Source organism: Paenibacillus ilasis (genome assembly GCF_043195395.1).
Classification (GTDB): domain Bacteria; phylum Bacillota; class Bacilli; order Paenibacillales; family Paenibacillaceae; genus Paenibacillus_AQ; species Paenibacillus_AQ lautus.
The window spans coordinates 1,635,819-1,653,984 of sequence record NZ_JBHDJG010000001.1; the positions used below are offsets into that span (position 1 = coordinate 1,635,819).

Annotated in this window: 17 protein-coding genes; 14 read left to right on the forward strand and 3 right to left on the reverse strand. The window is 51.8% G+C overall.

What is annotated here, in order from left to right; translation table 11 throughout:
- Nucleotides 1-1,107 (forward strand): Gfo/Idh/MocA family protein, encoded by a 1,107-nt coding sequence (locus ACETK5_RS07905; RefSeq protein ID WP_394054973.1) that lies wholly within the window; start codon nt 1-3, stop codon nt 1,105-1,107.
- 132 nt (nt 1,108-1,239) lie between these two features.
- Here the strand turns inward: ACETK5_RS07905 and ACETK5_RS07910 are convergent, their stop codons facing one another.
- Nucleotides 1,240-1,932 (reverse strand): pentapeptide repeat-containing protein, encoded by a 693-nt coding sequence (locus ACETK5_RS07910; protein WP_100537882.1) that lies wholly within the window; start codon nt 1,930-1,932, stop codon nt 1,240-1,242.
- An 82-nt stretch (nt 1,933-2,014) separates the two neighbouring features.
- Nucleotides 2,015-3,850, reverse strand: a complete 1,836-nt coding sequence (locus ACETK5_RS07915; RefSeq protein WP_394054975.1) for a DUF2334 domain-containing protein — start codon at nt 3,848-3,850, stop codon at nt 2,015-2,017.
- A gap of 172 nt (nt 3,851-4,022) precedes the next feature.
- Here ACETK5_RS07915 and ACETK5_RS07920 point away from each other — a divergent pair, with 172 nt between their 5' ends.
- From ACETK5_RS07920 to ACETK5_RS07930, 3 genes are all read left to right on the forward strand, one after another.
- Entirely contained in the window at nt 4,023-4,550 is a 528-nt protein-coding gene (locus tag ACETK5_RS07920) for a GNAT family N-acetyltransferase (protein ID WP_394054977.1), read from the forward strand.
- Between the two features lie 111 nt (nt 4,551-4,661).
- Complete coding sequence (locus tag ACETK5_RS07925) at nt 4,662-5,747, forward strand: redoxin domain-containing protein (RefSeq protein WP_394054979.1); 1,086 nt, start codon at nt 4,662-4,664, stop codon at nt 5,745-5,747.
- A 100-nt stretch (nt 5,748-5,847) separates the two neighbouring features.
- Entirely contained in the window at nt 5,848-6,180 is a 333-nt protein-coding gene (locus ACETK5_RS07930; protein WP_100537879.1) for a hypothetical protein, read from the forward strand.
- A 203-nt stretch (nt 6,181-6,383) separates the two neighbouring features.
- Here ACETK5_RS07930 and ACETK5_RS07935 read toward each other — a convergent pair whose 3' ends face one another.
- Nucleotides 6,384-7,277 carry a hypothetical protein gene (locus ACETK5_RS07935; protein ID WP_394054981.1) on the reverse strand — a complete coding sequence of 298 codons (894 nt, stop codon included), beginning with the start codon at nt 7,275-7,277 and terminating at the stop codon, nt 6,384-6,386.
- A gap of 355 nt (nt 7,278-7,632) precedes the next feature.
- Here ACETK5_RS07935 and ACETK5_RS07940 point away from each other — a divergent pair, with 355 nt between their 5' ends.
- The 10 genes from ACETK5_RS07940 to ACETK5_RS07985 all read left to right on the forward strand — a co-directional run bounded on the left by ACETK5_RS07940 (nt 7,633) and on the right by ACETK5_RS07985 (nt 18,099).
- On the forward strand, nt 7,633-8,472 hold the full coding sequence (locus tag ACETK5_RS07940) for a WXG100 family type VII secretion target (RefSeq protein ID WP_394054983.1): 840 nt from the start codon (nt 7,633-7,635) through the stop codon (nt 8,470-8,472).
- A gap of 17 nt (nt 8,473-8,489) precedes the next feature.
- Nucleotides 8,490-8,690, forward strand: a complete 201-nt coding sequence (locus ACETK5_RS07945; RefSeq protein WP_071220301.1) for a hypothetical protein — start codon at nt 8,490-8,492, stop codon at nt 8,688-8,690.
- A 5-nt stretch (nt 8,691-8,695) separates the two neighbouring features.
- Nucleotides 8,696-9,016, forward strand: a complete 321-nt coding sequence (locus tag ACETK5_RS07950; RefSeq protein ID WP_394054985.1) for a DUF4176 domain-containing protein — start codon at nt 8,696-8,698, stop codon at nt 9,014-9,016.
- 204 nt (nt 9,017-9,220) lie between these two features.
- Complete coding sequence (locus ACETK5_RS07955; RefSeq protein WP_326120239.1) at nt 9,221-11,290, forward strand: bifunctional aldolase/short-chain dehydrogenase; 2,070 nt, start codon at nt 9,221-9,223, stop codon at nt 11,288-11,290.
- 114 nt (nt 11,291-11,404) lie between these two features.
- Nucleotides 11,405-12,670: an L-rhamnose isomerase gene (rhaA, locus tag ACETK5_RS07960; protein WP_100537874.1), complete on the forward strand. Its 1,266-nt coding sequence runs from the start codon at nt 11,405-11,407 to the stop codon at nt 12,668-12,670.
- A gap of 68 nt (nt 12,671-12,738) precedes the next feature.
- A complete protein-coding gene (locus ACETK5_RS07965) occupies nt 12,739-14,208 on the forward strand; it encodes a rhamnulokinase (protein ID WP_394054988.1) in 1,470 nt (489 codons plus the stop codon).
- Nucleotides 14,209-14,238: 30 nt separating this feature from the next.
- Nucleotides 14,239-15,015, forward strand: coding sequence for a DeoR/GlpR family DNA-binding transcription regulator (locus tag ACETK5_RS07970; protein WP_071220495.1), 777 nt, complete (start codon nt 14,239-14,241; stop codon nt 15,013-15,015).
- A 106-nt stretch (nt 15,016-15,121) separates the two neighbouring features.
- Nucleotides 15,122-15,859 carry a (Fe-S)-binding protein gene (locus ACETK5_RS07975; protein WP_326094858.1) on the forward strand — a complete coding sequence of 246 codons (738 nt, stop codon included), beginning with the start codon at nt 15,122-15,124 and terminating at the stop codon, nt 15,857-15,859.
- The gene (locus ACETK5_RS07980; RefSeq protein ID WP_326120242.1) at nt 15,846-17,366 is read left to right on the forward strand and encodes a LutB/LldF family L-lactate oxidation iron-sulfur protein; all 1,521 of its coding nucleotides are present in this window, start codon (nt 15,846-15,848) and stop codon (nt 17,364-17,366) included. The genes ACETK5_RS07975 and ACETK5_RS07980 overlap by 14 nt, the downstream gene beginning before the upstream one ends.
- Nucleotides 17,359-18,099 (forward strand): LutC/YkgG family protein, encoded by a 741-nt coding sequence (locus tag ACETK5_RS07985; RefSeq protein ID WP_326113136.1) that lies wholly within the window; start codon nt 17,359-17,361, stop codon nt 18,097-18,099. Before ACETK5_RS07980 ends, ACETK5_RS07985 begins: the two co-directional genes overlap by 8 nt.
- The last annotated feature ends 67 nt before the right edge of the window (nt 18,100-18,166 follow it).

Consider the following 18,166-nt stretch of genomic DNA (forward strand, 5'->3'; position numbering starts at 1 on the left):
ATGAAGAAAGTAAAGGTTGGCATCATCGGCTGCGGAAAAATCAGCGGCATTTATATGGAAAACTGCCATAAATTCGATATTTTGGAGCTGACGGCTTGTGCGGATATCGATCGTGCCCGTGCCGAGGAACAGGCTGCCAAGTATCATATCCCGAATGTATACACTACCGAGGAACTGCTTGCAGATCCGGAGATTGAGCTGGTCATTAATCTGACGATACCTGCACTTCACGCGCAAATTATGCTGGATGCACTGCAAGCCGGCAAGCATGTGTACGTGGAAAAGCCGCTTGGCGTAACCCGAGAAGAGGGGAAGGCGGTGCTGGATATGGCCGCGTCCAAAGGGCTGCTTGTCGGATGCGCTCCCGAGACATTCCTTGGAGCCGGTATCCAAACGGCACTGAAGCTGATTGAAGACGGCCGCATCGGCAAGCCGATCGCAGCGACTGCATTTATGATGAGCCGCGGACATGAGCATTGGCATCCTGATCCTGAATTTTATTATGCCGCGGGCGGTGGTCCGATGTTTGACATGGGGCCATACTATCTGACAGCGCTGGTTCAGCTGCTGGGACCGATTCGTCGTATTAGCGGCATGACCGGAACGGCCATTACGGAGCGGACCATTACCAGTGAGAAGAAACATGGTCAGAAGATTCAGGTGGACATTCCTACTCACGTGGCTGGACTTATGGAGTTTCATAACGGTGCGATTGGCACGCTGATTACGAGTTTTGATGTATTTGGAGGCAGCACGCTGCCTAATATTGAAATCTACGGCACCAAGGGTTCGATGCTCGTCCCGGATCCCAACGGCTTTGGCGGCTCGGTTAAATATCGATTGACCGGAGAAACCGAATGGACGGAAGAACCATTGCTACCGGGGTATAACGAGAATACGAGAGGGATCGGCCCCGCGGATATGGCCTACGCCATCCGCAGCGGAAGAGCTCATCGTGCGAGCGGCGAGCTTGCCTACCATGTGCTTGAAGCCATGTGGGGGTTCCATGATGCTTCCGATGAAGGCAAGCGCTATGAGATGGTCAGCAGCTGTGACATCCCGGCACCGCTGCCGCTGGATTTGCAGAAGTATACGCTTGATCAATAATAGAATGGCGTAAAAAAGCGGCTTATCCCGGAGGGTCCAACGGACCACGGTGTAAGCCGCTTTATGCTATGCACGGATACGTTCTCCATATAAACGAACGAACTCGATGATTTAGGCACATATAAATCACGGTCATTCTTTTACGACTAGACCGAATATTTTGGTTAACGGGATGGCTTGATGCGGTGAAATGATGCATCCTTGAAGATCTTCCAGGGTGACGCCAATATTATGGAAATCCGTTCGGCTTAAGTCGATCCCTGCAAGCTTCGTGCCGGAGAACTGCGATTGATCGATCTGGCAATCTGCAAATTCCACCTTGCTTAATTCGGAATGATAAAAGTCCGACTTTACGAGCGAGGTGGATTGGAAGGACACCTGCTTCATGTTAGCAAAACGAAACGTAGCGTAGTCGCCCGTACAATGATCGAATACGACGTTACGGATGGTGGCTGCCGTCAAGTCGAGCCCCAGAATTTTGCAATGATTGAATTGTACGCGGTACATAATGGCCTCACTGAGATCTACGTTGGACAAGTCGCAATGGTTAAACACAAGGTCTGTTAGCTCGGCATGGTGGAGCGTGACGTGCTGGAACGTAACGTTATGGAATATCATTTGATCGAATTGAACCTTGTCGGCTGAAATATAAGACAGGGTCTCGTCCTGACAAGTGGATTGAATGAACGAGGATTCATCGTCAACGCCGAAATCGGATAGAATCATAGGCTCAAGCTGCTTGGGGAGCTTGGGTTTCACGATTTTGACTGGGGGTGATGGACTGGCTGTATTGTTGTTAGTATTGCTTTTGCCATTGGATGACATGATTTCTCCTCCAAACATAGAAAATAAGTATAGAGATGATCAGAATAAACCCGGTTTTGTTGTATAGAAGTATATCATGTCCTTATTCGATTGTCCGGTCCCTGGAATTGATGGCGGCGTCCAAGGTTCCGCCGAGCCGATTCGGAGACCATGCCAGCAGACTGACACGGCCATTGCCCGTCAGATCACCAACGAAAGGCATCATTCCTTCTCCGGCAACCCAGGGTCCGAACCGTTCTTCCTGTTGCCCGAAGGCGAAGGCGGTCCCTGAGCTATATAGAACGAACCAGTTCCCTGCGGTATGTTCAACGAGGACCAAATCTTCCAACCCATCGCCATCCACGTCACCTAGCATCATGGATATGGACGAGCCCATGGGACTCTTGGCGGAATACCAATCTCCGGCGTCCACGAGCTGTTTCCCGCTGCTTAACCAGACCTGGCATGTGCCCGAGTCGGAGTTCCACACAACCAGGTCATCCAGCCCATCGCCGTTCACATCTCCGATGGAGGGAATCATGCCTACACCCTGTACGGAAACCTCATGCTGAATGAGGGGAGAATAAAAATCACACCCGGAGCTATAAGCAATGGCGGCTTTTCCTGTGACAGGGTCCCATAGAAATAAATCATGTCTGCCGTCCCCGTCAAAATCCCCCGTAAGAGCTTTCCAGTCCACAGCTCCAGATTCACAGAGCCAATGACCCGAAGGTACTAAACGGCTCCCTGAGTCCAAGGCAACCTCACATATCCCCAGCTTGGCATTCCACACAGCCGTATCGATGCTGCCATTTCCATCATAATCGCCTGCCATCGCTGTCCCACCCGGGTAAAGCGGCCAGTCTGCCAACAGCGGGCGTATATATTGTATGCCATTATGGATTTTTATGGGGGACAGAACCATAAGAGCAGCGTCGTACCATAGGTTGTTGGCCTCGTCGTGGACGATCCATCGATCTGGCTGCCCTTTTCTCGGGGCGTGCAGAAGCTGAGGGAGTTTCATGGTCATCCTGTCCTGCAATCGGGTTTCCCTGAAATCCGGAATGAAGGGTAAGATTGAGGATATGGACACAAACGATTTACGCTCCCTCTTGAAGGATTGAATGATTCTTCTAAGCGGCGAATGCTCGTCATAATGCACAGTGCCGTCAGCAAGGAAGCGGATATAGGGAAATTCGAGATAGGGGTGGTAGAAAAACGAAGCCAGTTCGTGATCGCCTGTGAAATCCGGTAATGACCGTTCCATACGAGTAACTTCTTCCTCGATCTTGTCACCTGCAACATAATAAAGCGGAGTGGGAACATAGATCGTTCCGTTCGTCAGCGGATCGTCCGGGGTGTGCTGGAGTCCGGCTGTCCTTGCATCCGGGCTGGAAGGCGGAGATTCATAGAGGATGCCGTTACAGATCTCAATAATGTGCCGCTGGACAGATGAAGCGGTATAGTGGGGAGTTTCATACCATACCGCTGCAAGACCAGCCGATTGAAACATCTTATGTGCCCGTTGTATCCGCTGATAAGCATAGGAACGCTGCAGCTGCGGGAGCGAATGAACTGCTTCGGGCGAATCATCCGGAGGACAATCGGCCCAACATTCGGGATAGGCAAATTCGAATCCGTCACCGCTTACCGATCCACTGTACTGATGCGTATATCCATGAATACCAAGGGAGGCGCCAAGGGCTACCATCGTTCGTAGCAGCCGGACAAATCGAAGGGAAACTTCATCATGCAGATCATCTATCGACCGGTCCGTATGGTGCGCCGGATCGACATATCGCGGTATGACGGCCAGGTGAAAGGGTATCCGTTGGCGGTGCAGGAACTGTGCGATGACCAGCAGCTTTGCCTGTTGTTCCTCCGTCTCATACCAGCCGCCCGGTCCGATATCTTCAAGCCGTATCAATGCCTTATTCATTAAGATGCCCTCCTTCCATGGGTAGCTGATGGAGATAACGATCCCGATAATTTATGCCCGGAATAGGCATTGCGTCATCGGGGCTGAAGCGTTCACAAAAAAAAGAGGATCGCAGATCGTGTTCCGCGAACTAAATAAAGATTAAGATATGAGCAGGAGGAAGTGGATGTACATGCATATTAGACACGCAAATGAACAGGATGCAGCCGGCATCGCTAACGTCCATGTGAATAGCTGGAAAACGACGTATAAAGGGATCGTGGATGATAGCTTCTTAGAAAATTTGTCTGCTGCGGATCGGATCGAAGGCTGGCGCTGGAAACTTGCCAATATGCCGGAGGACGAACAACTTCTGGTCATTGCAGATGAAGATGGCAAGGTTTACGGGTTCATGTCTTACGGCACGGAGCGAGAGCAGAAGATTTCTCATGAAGGAGAACTTTACGCGATCTATCTTTTGGAAGAGATCCAGGGGAAGGGCTGGGGGAATCAGCTATTTGCGAGGCTGAAGGAATTTCTGCAAGTGAGAGGATATCGTTCTTTATTGGTCTGGGTGCTGGAAGGCAATAAGGCTGAACATTTTTATAAACATATGGGCGGCCAGGAACTGAAACGAAAAGAGATTGTAATCGGCGGAAAAACACATATTGAAACGGCGCTCCTGTGGAGTTCCATTGACCTTATTCGGTCCTTCTCCTAAAAAGTGCTCCGCGTGAGTTTCGTGAGTTTACATTAGAGGGGGAATCTACTATGATGGGGATATACCCCGGTGGGTAATTGCAAAACTTTGCCGACCTGAGGAGGTTCGCATTTGAGTATAATTCCGATAGGTCCTTTTATGATGAGGGCCGACATTGTGATTTTTCTGATCTGCGCGGCAGCCGGTTTCGCTGCGCTTCGAATTCGTTTGCGTCAGATGCCGCAGCGGCAATGGATCCTGGACACCTATTTATCTGTACTGATCATCGGTTTTATTTCTTGGAAATTCGGGATGCTGGTGTTCGATCCGATCCGCACCTTCCAGCATCCGGCCTCGCTTATTTACATGACGGGCGGAACCAGGGGGATATGGCTTGGAGCTGTTCTAGCCCTGATCTACGCAGCTCTGCGCTGGAACAAAAAAAGGGAAGATTCAGGTCTGCTGCTGAAGTCCGCTCTGTTGTCGGCATTCGCGAGCGGATGGGCAGGGTATGTATTTCAGTGGTTGTGGGCGGACGGGGCTGGTCTAAACTCTTCCTTATTTTATATGCTATTATTCGGTACATTGCTGACGATGAGCTGGCTACAATTCCATTCTCCTCTCACCCGTTTTCTTACCCTGGGATTAGGGAGAAATGGAGCGGTGCTGCTCATCATAGGCGCTCTCTTCGTCTGGGTAATCTATGACTTCGCTTCTACCTCGGCAAGCCAGCGAGAAGCGATCGTATCTCCGAATGTAGGAGGCAAACCGGAAGCCGTTGCTGAAGGGTTGAAGCCCGGGCTTCGCGCACCGGATTTTACGCTGATGAATCGGGAAGGGCAGGAGATCAAACTGTCCGATTATCGAGGGCAAACGGTTCTTCTGAACTTCTGGGCATCCTGGTGCCCGCCTTGCAAGGTTGAAATGCCTTATATGCAGGATTTTTACGATAAATATCAGGATGAGAATGTGATCATTTTGGCTGTGAATATGACCCACCTGGAAAATAGCATGAGTGAGGTACAGTCTTTCGTCGAGAGGAATGGCTTAACATTCCCTGTCCTATACGACCAGAACGGAGCGAGCACCAGACAATACGAGGTGGTGGCCTATCCGACTACCTATGTAATTTCTCCAGACGGCATCATCTCCGAGCGGTTTCAAGGCGCGATAGACGAAGATTTAATGGTCAGAGCCTACCGTAAGGCTAGTAATTAAGTAAGGTTAATTGCGGATTTTTGGTGACACGGACATCTATCTCTGCCGCCTTCTCCCCAGCAGGAATATAATACACAAACGCTGGGGAGGGGGAAATAGAGTGCAGCCAATACCAATTTCGGCAGAAGGATGCAGAGGTTACATCGGTAAAACCGTTTGCGCTGTCATGCGTGATGGAACGGAAGTTGTGGGGACTATTCGAGGTGTACATGATCGAGGTCTTGAACTCGAATTTGCGAACCCATCCGCATATATATTGTCCACAAAGGGTAAAAAGGGCAAAAAATCTTCGAAGTCAGCTAAAGGCGGTGCGCAAACGTCCGCATTTGGACCTTACGGCTACGGTGCATACGGCGGATATGGCTGGGGAGCCAATGTGTTTGCTTGGGAAGCCATAGCGCTGTTGTTCCTCATTCCGTTTTTGTTTATCTAAACGGTCATCGATTTTAGATCACGGGCGCAGTGTTTTTATAGAAGAGACAGGCGGGGGATATCCCGGAACTGTCTCTTTTTTTTAGATATCAGAAAGTATAAACTTCGAAGCATGGGCCTTTCTGATATCGCAAGAAAAACATCCTATAAAGGCGGTCTGTCTTCTGAGAAAGTTCGTCGATAGCCGTTTTTCTTATGCGACTATTATACACTACGTGTGGATTGGACTTTGTGGTCGGGTTCAGCGGATGTGTTCAATTGACTTAGCAGCCATATAACCGGGGTGAATGCGACGAGAAAACAGCTGCCAGCCAGAATCGGAAGCAAGGACCATTCGGCAATGGAGTATCCGAGAAGCGTCTGCCATCCGATGGCAATCAATCCGAGCAAATAGGCCAGACCGCTAATGTGGATCAGAATCGGTTTAACTGCAGGATTGACGGATTTCCTCGTGGACAGCCACGCTACAAAAGGGATCGCTTGCAGTGCATGAAACCCTAGTCCGTGCAGCCAGATGATATTGCCGCCGATCCCGGTAAAGCGTCCTGCATTGATGGAGATCCATATGCCGGCTGCAAAAGATACCAGCACCGCGATCATGGCATAACGAATGCCGAGTCCGAGTTCCGGATGGGCTTCCATTACACGCTTGCGGAAGTACTGGGCGCCAAGGATCAGGTAGAACACGATAAGCAGAAGCGCAACAGCAGGGAAAATAGTCGAGATGACATGATCAAAGGGCGAGCCATTCTGAACGAACCGCGGATCGACACCGCGGAAATTTTGAACGGTCTCGGCGAAATAGGAGAACAGAACGAGCGGTATATAGCAGCAGCGGTAGAACGATTTGCTTCGTGGCCGCATACCGGAAACCGGCAAAATGATTGCGGTGGATAGGATGAATATCCCCAGGGCCGCGTTGAAGGAAAACGCTTTGGAGATATCTCCATCTGGCGAGACAGGCCCACCATTCAGCAATACCCAGATCCCGCATATTCCGGCTAACAAAAACCCGAGCAGCCCCGTCAGTAAAAGCCAAGTCTCCTGCTTATACAGCCTGAACGCCCAGTTGGTCGCTTCACGTGCAAGTTGATTCATATGAACGACACCCTCTCCGTAATAATGAATTGTTTATAATTTACAGGAGAATGGGGGTGACTTTAACGGGCTGGGGATGTAACGAGATCCTGTACCCCGGAATGATTTCAGGGCTGGACTAAAGCCGGGGATGAAGCGAGTCTTATTCAGGACGGGAGAAAAAGGATGCCAGTTCTTTTTTACTAGATTAGCAACTAAGAAATGAACCTCTCGCTTGATTGCTCCTTTCCTGTATACCTACTAAAATTGTAAAATGTGGTTATTCACGCGGTAGATCGGTTTAAGTTGGTTATGGAATTTGCATATAGACTGCCTGAAGAGCAGAGGCAGCAAGACAGAAGGGGCGTCCATATTTATGTCCAATCGAATTTTAGTTACACCCGAGCAATTGGAGCAGGTATCCACGCAATTTGCGCAGTCAGGGCAACTTAGCAACGATATGGTGGAGCGGCTTCAACGAAGCATTCAAGAAATGGAAGGCCAATGGCAGGGAATGACCCGTGAGCGGTTTTACGGGGATTACCAGCAAGCCAGGGCGACCATGATCAAGTTCGTAGAGTGCTTGCAATCGATATGCACCGAACTGAAGCAAATTTCCGTCAAATTCCGTTCCACGGATGAAATGGTGAACGGTGCTGCAGCTGGAGGAGCCGTAGCAGGCGCAGGCATTCTGGCCGGGGCGGCAACCGGAACGGGCATCGCTGCGGCAGCTGCAACCAAGACTTCCGGCGTGTCTGCCAAATCCTCAAGCAACCCGCTGGACGCGGCGCTTGAAGGTGTTGAAGTGGAAGGCAGCGTAATCAAGCACGAAGAGAATGGACTTTATGCCAAGGCAATAACAGGCAGTGCGGGAGCAAGCTTATCCGAAGGAGCGCATGCCAGCGGGGCTGTTGTAGAAGCGGGCTATGCTAATGATCATGTCGAAGGATCAGTTAGCCTCGTTAAGGCCGAGGTTGAGGCAGCTGTCAAGGATGGCACACTCAGTGTTGGGGCTGAAGCTACATTAAACAAATATGAAGGCGGCGTGAATATTCCGCTTCCATGGACGGATAAGGAGCTGCATATCGGAGGTTCCGCCTCACTCGGCGTACTCGGCGCATCCGCTGAGGTAGGAAAGAGCGGTTTAAAGTTCCACGTGCCGTTAGGACCAGGGGCAAGCCTTGTCGGGGTCGGAGGAGCGATTACGGTAAAATAGAAGGAGGAGCACCCCCGATGAGCGATAAACAAAAACGGTTCAAATACATAATGGTGATCATTGCTGTTGTCGGTGTACTGGGGACCGTGATTCCTAATCTGCTTGACACGAGTTACGCAGCTGCGGAAAAAGCAGTCATTTGCCTGTCCTTTCTGATTGGAGTACCGCTCGTAGTGTCGATTGTATATTGGATCGGTAAAAAAATATTGAAGGGTTGATGTATATGGAACAGCATGAGCAAACGGAACAGAAGCTGCTGCCAATCGGATCTGTAGTCAAGTTCAAGGAGTGGGACCAGACGCTGATGATCTATGGCCGAATGCAGAACGACTCCAAGACGTTGAAGCGTTGGGATTACGTGGCCTGCTTCTACCCTCACGGAAATCTTACCGCAGATTCCAATATCTTTTTCAACCATAAGGAGATTTCGGAAATTGTATTTATGGGTTATGTCAATGAAGATGAAATTGCCTTTCGTGACGCATTGATCGAAGGAATTGTAAAGACGGATCAAATGGCAGCCGCAGGCTCAGACCCGTCGTAATTTATAATGATAGCAGCTCCGTCTAGAGGTAAACTCTGGCAGGGCTGCTTTTTTGTTTGTAATAGATTTATAAGATGGAATTCTAAATAAACGGATATAAATCTGTGTTTATTTTTGAAAATTAACTATTCAAAAATAAACGGGCGTGATATTATGGGAAACAAATGAAAGCAAATTCATATGGTCAATCGGAGGGGAAACTTCATGGTTCAAAGCTTATGGGAACAGTCAAAGGCACAGCAGGCACAAAATACATTGGATGAGCTGGTCTACCGTTCGAACTTGATCGGTTCCGACCGGCGCGTCTGCAACTGGGGCGGCGGCAATACATCCAGCAAAACAACGATTCAGGATTTTCGCGGCAAAGACATCGAGGTTATGTACGTGAAAGGCAGCGGATCCGATCTGGCTACCATGAAATCGGGCAATTTCACAGGCTTGCGCATGGAGGATATCCGGCCGCTATTCGAAAGGGATTCGATGTCGGACGAGGAAATGGTGGCTTATCTGGGTCATTGCATGGTCGATGCGAAGCATCCGCGAGCATCCATAGAAACGCTGCTGCATGCGTTCTTGCCGTTTCGGCATGTGGACCATACCCACCCGGATGCCATTATCAGCTTATGCTGTGCCCATAACGGCAAAGAATTAGCCAGGGAGATCTTTGGCGACCGATTTGTGTGGGTTCCTTACGTTCGTCCCGGATTTACCTTGTCGAAGATGATTGCCGAAGGGGTGTTGGCTAATCCGAAGGCCGAGCTGGTTCTGATGGAGAAGCACGGGCTTGTCACTTGGGGCGATACTTCGGAAGCCTGTTACGCGCAAACAATTCGTATCATTAGTGAAGCGGAAGCCTTCATTGAAGCCCGAGTGAACAACGACAAGCTGTTCGGCGGCCGGAAGCATACACCGCTGGCCTCGGAAGTACGCCGCCGCATCGCCGCCCAAGTGATGCCGGCCGTTCGTGGGGCCGTCAGCGACGCTAAGAAAATGATCCTGTCCTTCGATGATCAAGATGATGTTCTGGACTTTGTCGGCGGCGCCGATTCGCCGAAGCTGTCCCAGGTAGGCGCAGCTTGTCCCGATCATCTGGTTCATACCAAGGTAGTTCCTCTCTTCATCGACTGGATACCTGACGCTGAAGATGTGGAAGGCCTTAAGACCAAGCTTATCGATGGCATAGCTGCTTACAAAGAGCAGTACAAAGCTTATTTTGAACGTAACCATCACGAAGGCGACATCATGTTTGAGGCAGCTCCGCGCGTCATTCTTATTCCGGGCATCGGAATGATCAACACGGGCAAGAGCTGGGCGATGTCGCAAGTCAGCGGCGCCCTGTATCATCGGGCAATTGCGGTCATGCGCGGTGCGACGGCCCTGGGCGATTTTGTATCCCTGAGTGAAAATGAATCCTATAACGTAGAATATTGGCCGCTTGAGCTGTATAAATTGAGCCTTGCACCGGCTGAAGCGGAGTTTTCCCGCCAGATCGCTTTTATCACCGGGGGAGCGGGCGGTATCGGAAGTGCCACAGCCCGCAGGCTGGTAGCTGAAGGCGCGCATGTCGTTTTGGCGGATTTGAACCTGGAAGGAGCACAGCAGGTTGCCGAGGAGATCAATGCACAATACGGAGAGAATCGGGCATTTGCTGTTAAAATGGATGTAACCGACGAAGAGGCCGTTCAAAGCGCCTATCGCGAAACTTCCATCACTTATGGCGGTGTTGATATTATTGTCAACAATGCGGGCCTTGCAACATCCAGCCCGTTTGACGAGACATCCCTGAAGGAATGGAACCTGAACATGAACGTGCTGGGCACAGGTTATTTCCTGGTAGCGCGAGAAGCCTTCTCGTTAATGAAGACACAGGGAGTTGGCGGAAGCATGGTATTTGTCGGATCGAAGAATTCGGTCTATGCCGGCAAGAACGTGACCGCATACAGCTCCGCTAAAGCACTGGAGGCACATCTGGCGCGCTGCATTGCTGCTGAGGGCGGAGAATACGGCATCCGAGTCAACACCATTTTGCCGGACGCCATTCTGCAAGGCTCCGCAATCTGGAATTCGAACTGGAGAAACGAGCGGGCAGCAGCTTACGGGATTGAACCCGATCAGCTGGAAGAGCACTATCGCAAACGCACAACACTCCTTGTGAACATCTATCCGCAGGATATTGCCGAAGGCATCGCTTACTTTGCATCATCCAGATCTTCGAAGACGACCGGCTGCATGCTGACGATTGATGGCGGAGTGCCAGCAGCGTTTACTCGTTAATCTTTATCAAATGAAGATGTGACGCATCTACCGCAAGAAATCAAGATTTCTTAATAAGATGGGGAGCTGGGTCTAATATGACCCGGCTATCCTCATCATACGGGAGGATATGTGATGAGGCAGGATGTTGCAAGGAACTTTGAAGAGGCTAAAAAGCTCTATGGACACCATGGCATCAACGTAGACGAAATCTTGACGGAACTTGAACGCATCAAAATCTCGATCCATTGCTGGCAAGGAGATGATGTCCGGGGATTCCTGTTCCGCGATCAGGAGCTGTCCGGGGGCATCTCGGTAACCGGGGAATATCCCGGGGCTGCAAGTACGCCGGATCAGCTACGGGCCGATCTGGAAAAAGCGATGTCGCTCATTCCGGGATCCCACAAGGTGAACCTCCATGCCATCTACGCGGATACCGACGAGTCTGTTGATTTGGATCAGCTGGAGCCGAGGCACTTCCAGTCTTGGGTGGATTGGGCCAAGGAGCAGGGAATCGGACTCGATTTTAATCCGACCTGCTTCTCTCACGACAAATCGAAGGACGGGTTTACGCTGAGTCATGACGATCCGGCGATCCGTCAATTTTGGATTGAGCATTGCAAGGCCTCACGAAGAATCGGGGCTTACTTCGGGGAACAGCTGGGTCAGACCTGCGTGACGAATATCTGGGTTCCGGATGGTTACAAGGATATGCCGGTAGACCGAATGGCGCCGAGGCAGCGGCTGAAGGATTCGCTGGATGAGATTTTTGCGGAGACTATCAATCCGGAATGGAATTTGGATGCTGTCGAGAGCAAGCTGTTCGGACTGGGATCCGAAGCTTATGTTGTGGGTTCTCACGAGTTCTATATGGGATACGGCATTCGGAACAACAAGCTGATCTGCCTGGATGCGGGTCACTTCCACCCAACCGAGAGCATTGCCGGCAAACTGTCGTCACTCGCTCTTTTCACCGACGGACTTCTCCTTCATGTCAGCCGGCCGATGCGCTGGGACAGCGACCATGTTGTCATCATGGATGATGAACTGACCGAAATTGGACGCGAGCTGGTGCGCAATAACCTGCTGGATGTTACCCACATCGGACTGGACTTTTTTGATGCCAGCATTAACCGTATCGCGGCGTGGGTTATCGGTACCCGGAATACGATCAAGGCGCTGCTGCGTGCCAAGTTGGAACCGATCGATAGACTGAAGCAGGCTGAGCTTGAAGGCGATTACACGACCCGTCTGGCATTAGTGGAAGAATTTAAATCCTATCCGTTCGGAGCGGTGTGGGATTATTACTGCGAACGCATGGGTGTACCTGTCCGAGAAGAGTGGCTGTCTGAAGTGAAACAGTATGAACAGACTGTATTGCTGAAGCGTTCGCAAGCATGAAGAGATACGGAACAATCGGGTTCGAGCCCGAATCGTTGATATTTCTCTGATAAGGAGGCTGGGGAGCGTTGAGTGTTCTTGCATTTGATTTGGGCGCGAGCAGCGGAAGGGCGATGCTGGGCCAATTGAACAGCCGCACCATCGACGTAACGGAAATTCACCGGTTCCCGAACGATCCGGTTCGAATCGGCGACCGCTTTCAATGGGATATATTACGGATCTACCATGAGATGAAGCAGGGCTTGCTCCGGTTGAAGGGACAACATACCCTGCCGTCGAGCATCGGCATTGATACCTGGGCTGTAGATTTCGGTCTTCTGGATCGGAGCGGGGAGCTGCTTATGAATCCGTATCATTATCGGGACACACGCACGGATGGCATGATGGAACAGGTCTTCCGGGATGTGTCGCCTGTCGAGATCTTTGATCGGACGGGGATTCAGTTCCTCTCGTTCAACACGGTCTATCAGCTGGCTTCATTGCAGAGGCAGAAGCCCTACCTGCTTCAAGAAGCCGAGCGTTTTCTTATGATTCCCGATTTGCTGCGATACTTCTTCACCGGCGAGATGGCAAACGAATTTACGAACGCTACCACAACGCAGCTGTATAACCCGCTTTCGGCCAGCTGGGATGATCATCTCTTGAAATCATTAAATATCCCTCATAAACTGTTCCAACCCGTGGTTTCGCCTGGCACGCAAGCAGGAAGCTTAAGATCCTCCGTCACGGAGGAACTGGGGATCCCGCCGATTCCGCTTTATACGGTTGCAGAACATGATACGGCTTCCGCCGTTGTTGCGGTTCCGGCTCTGGAGCGGTCGTTTGCTTACTTAAGCTGCGGTACCTGGTCGCTGATGGGAACTGAAGTCGATCAGCCTGTCATTCATGAAAAGGCCAGAGAGCTGAATTTCACGAATGAGGGAGGGGCATACGGCACATACCGGCTGCTCAAGAACATCATGGGACTGTGGATTCTGCAGGAATGTCAGCGGACCTGGGGACGGGAAGGGTTATCGTATTCCTATCCCGAATTGGTTAACATGGCGGATGCGGCACCGGCCTTTGCTTGTTTCATTGATCCCGATGATCCCGTATTCCTCCCTGCGGGAGATATGCCGAAGCGGGTAATGGAATATGCGGCCCGCACGAACCAGAGCGTTCCGCAGGGTGTAGGTGCTCTTGTGCGCTGCATTATGGAGAGTCTGGCCATGCAATACCGTTATGTGCTCGAGTTGACCGAGGAATTGTCCGGGCGAAAATTTCAGGGCTTGCATATGGTAGGCGGTGGCATTCATAATGAAACATTATGCCAGTGGACTGCGAATGCAATAGGGAAGCCCGTATGGGCGGGACCTGCGGAGGGCAGTGCCATCGGAAATATGGTCGTGCAGTGGATCGCTCAAGGCGAACTATCCGATATATGGGAAGCACGTGCAGTCATTAGAGAGTCCTTCCCGGTCAAGACTTACGAGCCGAAGGATGCCTCCTTATGGGAGGAAGCTTACGGAGTGTTCAGACAGCGTACCGGGAAGCGATAGAATATATGAACAGTAAGGATGGGCGGTATGATGCTGGTTGCAGAACGATATGAGAAAATAGTACAGTTGGTCAACGAAAGAGGGAGCATCAGAGTCTCCGAGCTGAGTCAGCTCTGCGGTGTAACGGAAGAAACGATTCGCCGCGATCTTGACAGGCTGGAGCAAGCAGGGCGCCTGCGCCGTTCCCATGGCGGAGCGGTTAGCGTGAAGGATCAACCGGAAATTCAGCGGTCGCAGCCGGAAATACCGTATGCTGAACGGGAAATCATGCATGCGCTGGAGAAGCAGCGGATCGCGGAGGAAGCGGTCAAGCGAATCCATCCGAATGATCGCATCCTGCTGGATGCAAGCTCAACGGCTTGGTATATGGCGAAAATCATACCGGATATTCCGATTACCGTGCTGACGAATTCGATTAAGGTAGCTGCTGAGCTGAGCACCAAGGAGAGGGTTCAGGTGATCTCCACAGGCGGTATTCTGGCTCATCGCTCCCTGTCCTTTGTCGGTCCGCTTGCGGAGCGCTCGCTGGATGCTTACTACGTGGATAAAGCCTTTCTGTCATGCAAGGGTGTGCACATCGAGCGGGGTCTTAGCGAATCCAATGAGCTTCAAGCGAGAATCAAGCATAAAATGATCGGAATGACGGATGAGACCATTCTCCTCGCCGATGCCAGCAAATTCGGTACGCAGGCTTTTGCGCAGGTTGCCGATCTCTCCCAAGTGAATCTGATCATCACCGATCGGAGATTGACGGAAGAGGAAGCGGCACCTTATCGAGCATTGGGCATCAAGATCGAATCTGTATAGAGGAAGCTACTATAACATATCAACATGGAATCCCCCCGTTCCGGGGGGGTTCTTGCTAGAGGCCGATCCTTCGGTCCATATCCTGATGATTAGCGGGGTGAAGATGTTGAAGATTTCATTATTTGTCACTTGTCTCAGCGATGCCTTGTTCCCGCGGGTGGCTGAATCGATGGCAAGATTGCTGGCAAGGTACGGGGTGCAGCTGGAATTCCCGGAAATCCAGACTTGCTGCGGCCAACCGGCCTACAACAGTGGGTATTGGGATGATGCTCGCATAAGTGCCAAGACGATTCTGGACGCTTTTGACGATAGCGACTTCGTTGTGTCCCCTTCCGGCTCGTGCACGTATATGATTCATCATTATCCGGATTTGTTCAAGGACGATCCTTTATACCTGGATAAAGCGAAAGCGCTTCAATCCAAATGCTATGAGTTTACGCAATTCCTTGTTGACGTGCTGGGGGTGACGGATGTAGGCGCCGTTTATCCGCAAAAGGTAACCTATCATCCATCCTGTCACGGAAGCCGCCTGCTCGGCGTTAAGGAGCAGCCGATGAAACTGCTCAGCCACGTCAAGGGGCTGGAGCTTGTTCCCTTGCCTTTTGCCGAGGATTGCTGCGGATTCGGGGGAACGTTTGCCGTGAAAATGGCGGATATTTCAGGCGCGATGGTAACGGAGAAAAGCGATCATGTGCTGGAAACCGAGGCGTCCGTGCTGGTCGGACTTGATATGGCCTGCCTCTTAAACATTGCCGGCAATCTGCGTCACCGGGGCGAGAAGGTTCAGGTCAAGCATTTAGCCGAGCTTCTGTATGAGGGGGTGAGCGTGCATGAGCACAGCTGAGACGAGAGCGCAGACGGTTAAGGAGCGTGCAGGTTATGCCCTTAATAATGATTTTCTGCGCAATGCGGTGAAGTTTACGACAGAGCGGCTGCGGCTTGGCAAAAAGCTTGCGTCGGAGGAGCATGGCAACTGGGATGCGTGGAGGGAACGGGGGCGCCAAATTCGGCTCCATACCATTGCGCACCTGGATTACTATTTGAATGAGTTTGCCGAACAGGCCAGGGCGAACGGAGCCCATGTCCATTTTGCGGAGACGGCGGAAGAAGCGGTCGCGATCTCCCTGCAGATTGCAGAGCATAAGTCGGCCAAGTCCGTCGTGAAGTCAAAATCGATGGTGTCCGAGGAGCTGCATCTGAACAAGGCGCTCGACTCGATCGGGGTAGAGGCCGTGGAAACGGATCTCGGCGAGTATATTATTCAGCTTGCGGATGAAACGCCTTCTCATATCATCATTCCCGCCATCCATAAGAACCGTTACCAGATCGCGGAGCTGTTATCAGCAGAGGCGGGTGAAACGCTGCCGCCCGATACGGCGATTATGGCGGGGTTCGTCCGCATGAAGCTGCGCGAGAAGTTTCTTGAAGCGGACATTGGTATGACGGGTTGTAATTTTGCGATCGCCGAAACGGGCTCGATGGTATTGTTCGAGAATGAAGGCAATGCCCGTATGGTGACAACCGTGCCGAAGACACAGATCACCCTGATGGGCATGGAGCGGATTATTCCGTCATGGGCGGATCTCGAAGTGATGGCTACCTTGCTGCCGCGGTCGGCGACCGGTCAGAAACTGACGGTATACATGTCCGGCATCAGCGGACCGAAGAGAAAGCTGGACGCCGATGGGCCGGACGAAATGCATATTATCATCATCGACAACGGGCGCTCTCTCCAGCTCGGCGACCCCGAATTTCAGGAGCTGCTCAACTGCATACGCTGCGGCGCCTGCCTGAATGCTTGTCCCGTATATCGCCATATTGGCGGGCACGCCTATGGAGGCACGTATAGCGGCCCAATCGGTGCCGTATTAACGCCGGCCTTAAACAAGAATGTCGCGGAATGGGACGATATCGCCAACGCATCCAGCCTGTGCGGCGCCTGTTATGAAGCATGCCCCGTGAAGATTCCGCTGCATGATATGCTGGTATCCCTCCGCCGCCGGAAGATTGAAGCCGGGCGCGGTGACAAGCTGGAAGCAATGGGAATGAAGGGCTTCTCGGCGATCATGGGGAATGCCAAGCGTTACCGCAGCGTGGTATCCCTCGGGAAGTGGGGCCAGAAATTGGTAGTGCGAGGCGGGGAGATCCGAACGCGGATCGGTCCTTTGAAGGGGTGGAATTCGTACAGGGTAACCCCGAGTCTTCCCAAGCAATCCTTCCGTGACCGGTGGCCGGAGATGGAGCAGGATATTCGAAGCACCTCGGGGACAATGGACCCTGAAATCGCAAACCGATTGAAAGAGCGGCTTCAGCAGCAGAAGTCCGGAAAGGGGGAGAATGCCCATGACTGACGAAACCAATCGCAGTTGGCTGAGCCGTCTTGAAGAACAGTCTCGCAAGAAGCAGGAACTGTTCATGGATGGAATCGCAGCGAAGCTGGGAAGAGACCGGGTTCGCACCGCTCCGGAGCACCCTTTTCGCGGTGCCCCCGACTTCTGGAAAGAATTTGAGTGGCCGCTCGAGGAGAGGATTACGCAGTTTACCGCCAACTTTGAAGCGGCCGGGGGCCATGTTGTAAGGCTGAACCATCTTGAAGAGGTCAGCCGGTTTATTAGGGACAAAGCGATGGAGATGAGTGCGGCTACGATTCTTCGTCAGCAGGAGGATGCGCTGGATCGTCTGGGGCTGGAAGAGAGCTTGCCGGAGGCACTTGTTCTCTCCTGGAATGATGCAGCGGACACGGACTGGAGGGCTGTAGCTGCCAGAGCTGATTTTGGCGTTGTCATGGCGGATTACGCAGCGGCTTACACCGGTTCGATTACGGTGAAATCGGCCCCGCATAAAGGCAGATCCGTCAGCCTGCTGCCGACCGTGTTGATGGCTATCATCCCCATAGAGCGAATGGTTACCCGGCTAGGCGAGATTCTGGTTCAGTTCGATCAGGCCGGACGCGAGCAGCTGCCGGCGGGAATCCATTTTATTTCAGGCCCGAGCCGCTCTGCCGATATTGAGAACGATCTGACGATTGGCGTTCACGGGCCAGGCATCGTGTACGCCTTGCTGGTAGACTCCTACGACGAATAACGTAACACCTGACGCAAGATAAGCCCCAAGCCAGGAGCAGTCACATGATGCTCACGGCTTGGGGCTT

Excerpts from the sequence above, each read along its gene's own strand:
- ACETK5_RS07940 (WP_394054983.1), top strand. The coding sequence starts at position 7,633 with ATGTCCAATCGAATTTTAGTTACACCCGAGCAATTGGAGCAGGTATCC.
- ACETK5_RS07955 (WP_326120239.1), top strand. The coding sequence starts at position 9,221 with ATGGTTCAAAGCTTATGGGAACAGTCAAAGGCACAGCAGGCACAAAAT.
- ACETK5_RS07980 (WP_326120242.1), top strand. The coding sequence starts at position 15,846 with ATGAGCACAGCTGAGACGAGAGCGCAGACGGTTAAGGAGCGTGCAGGT.
- ACETK5_RS07915 (WP_394054975.1), bottom strand. The coding sequence starts at position 3,850 with ATGAATAAGGCATTGATACGGCTTGAAGATATCGGACCGGGCGGCTGG.
- ACETK5_RS07950 (WP_394054985.1), top strand. The coding sequence starts at position 8,696 with ATGGAACAGCATGAGCAAACGGAACAGAAGCTGCTGCCAATCGGATCT.
- ACETK5_RS07970 (WP_071220495.1), top strand. The coding sequence starts at position 14,239 with ATGCTGGTTGCAGAACGATATGAGAAAATAGTACAGTTGGTCAACGAA.
- rhaA (WP_100537874.1), top strand. The coding sequence starts at position 11,405 with ATGAGGCAGGATGTTGCAAGGAACTTTGAAGAGGCTAAAAAGCTCTAT.
- ACETK5_RS07935 (WP_394054981.1), bottom strand. The coding sequence starts at position 7,277 with ATGAATCAACTTGCACGTGAAGCGACCAACTGGGCGTTCAGGCTGTAT.
- ACETK5_RS07985 (WP_326113136.1), top strand. The coding sequence starts at position 17,359 with ATGACTGACGAAACCAATCGCAGTTGGCTGAGCCGTCTTGAAGAACAG.
- ACETK5_RS07910 (WP_100537882.1), bottom strand. The coding sequence starts at position 1,932 with ATGTCATCCAATGGCAAAAGCAATACTAACAACAATACAGCCAGTCCA.
- ACETK5_RS07905 (WP_394054973.1), top strand. The coding sequence starts at position 1 with ATGAAGAAAGTAAAGGTTGGCATCATCGGCTGCGGAAAAATCAGCGGC.
- ACETK5_RS07945 (WP_071220301.1), top strand. The coding sequence starts at position 8,490 with ATGAGCGATAAACAAAAACGGTTCAAATACATAATGGTGATCATTGCT.
- ACETK5_RS07920 (WP_394054977.1), top strand. The coding sequence starts at position 4,023 with ATGCATATTAGACACGCAAATGAACAGGATGCAGCCGGCATCGCTAAC.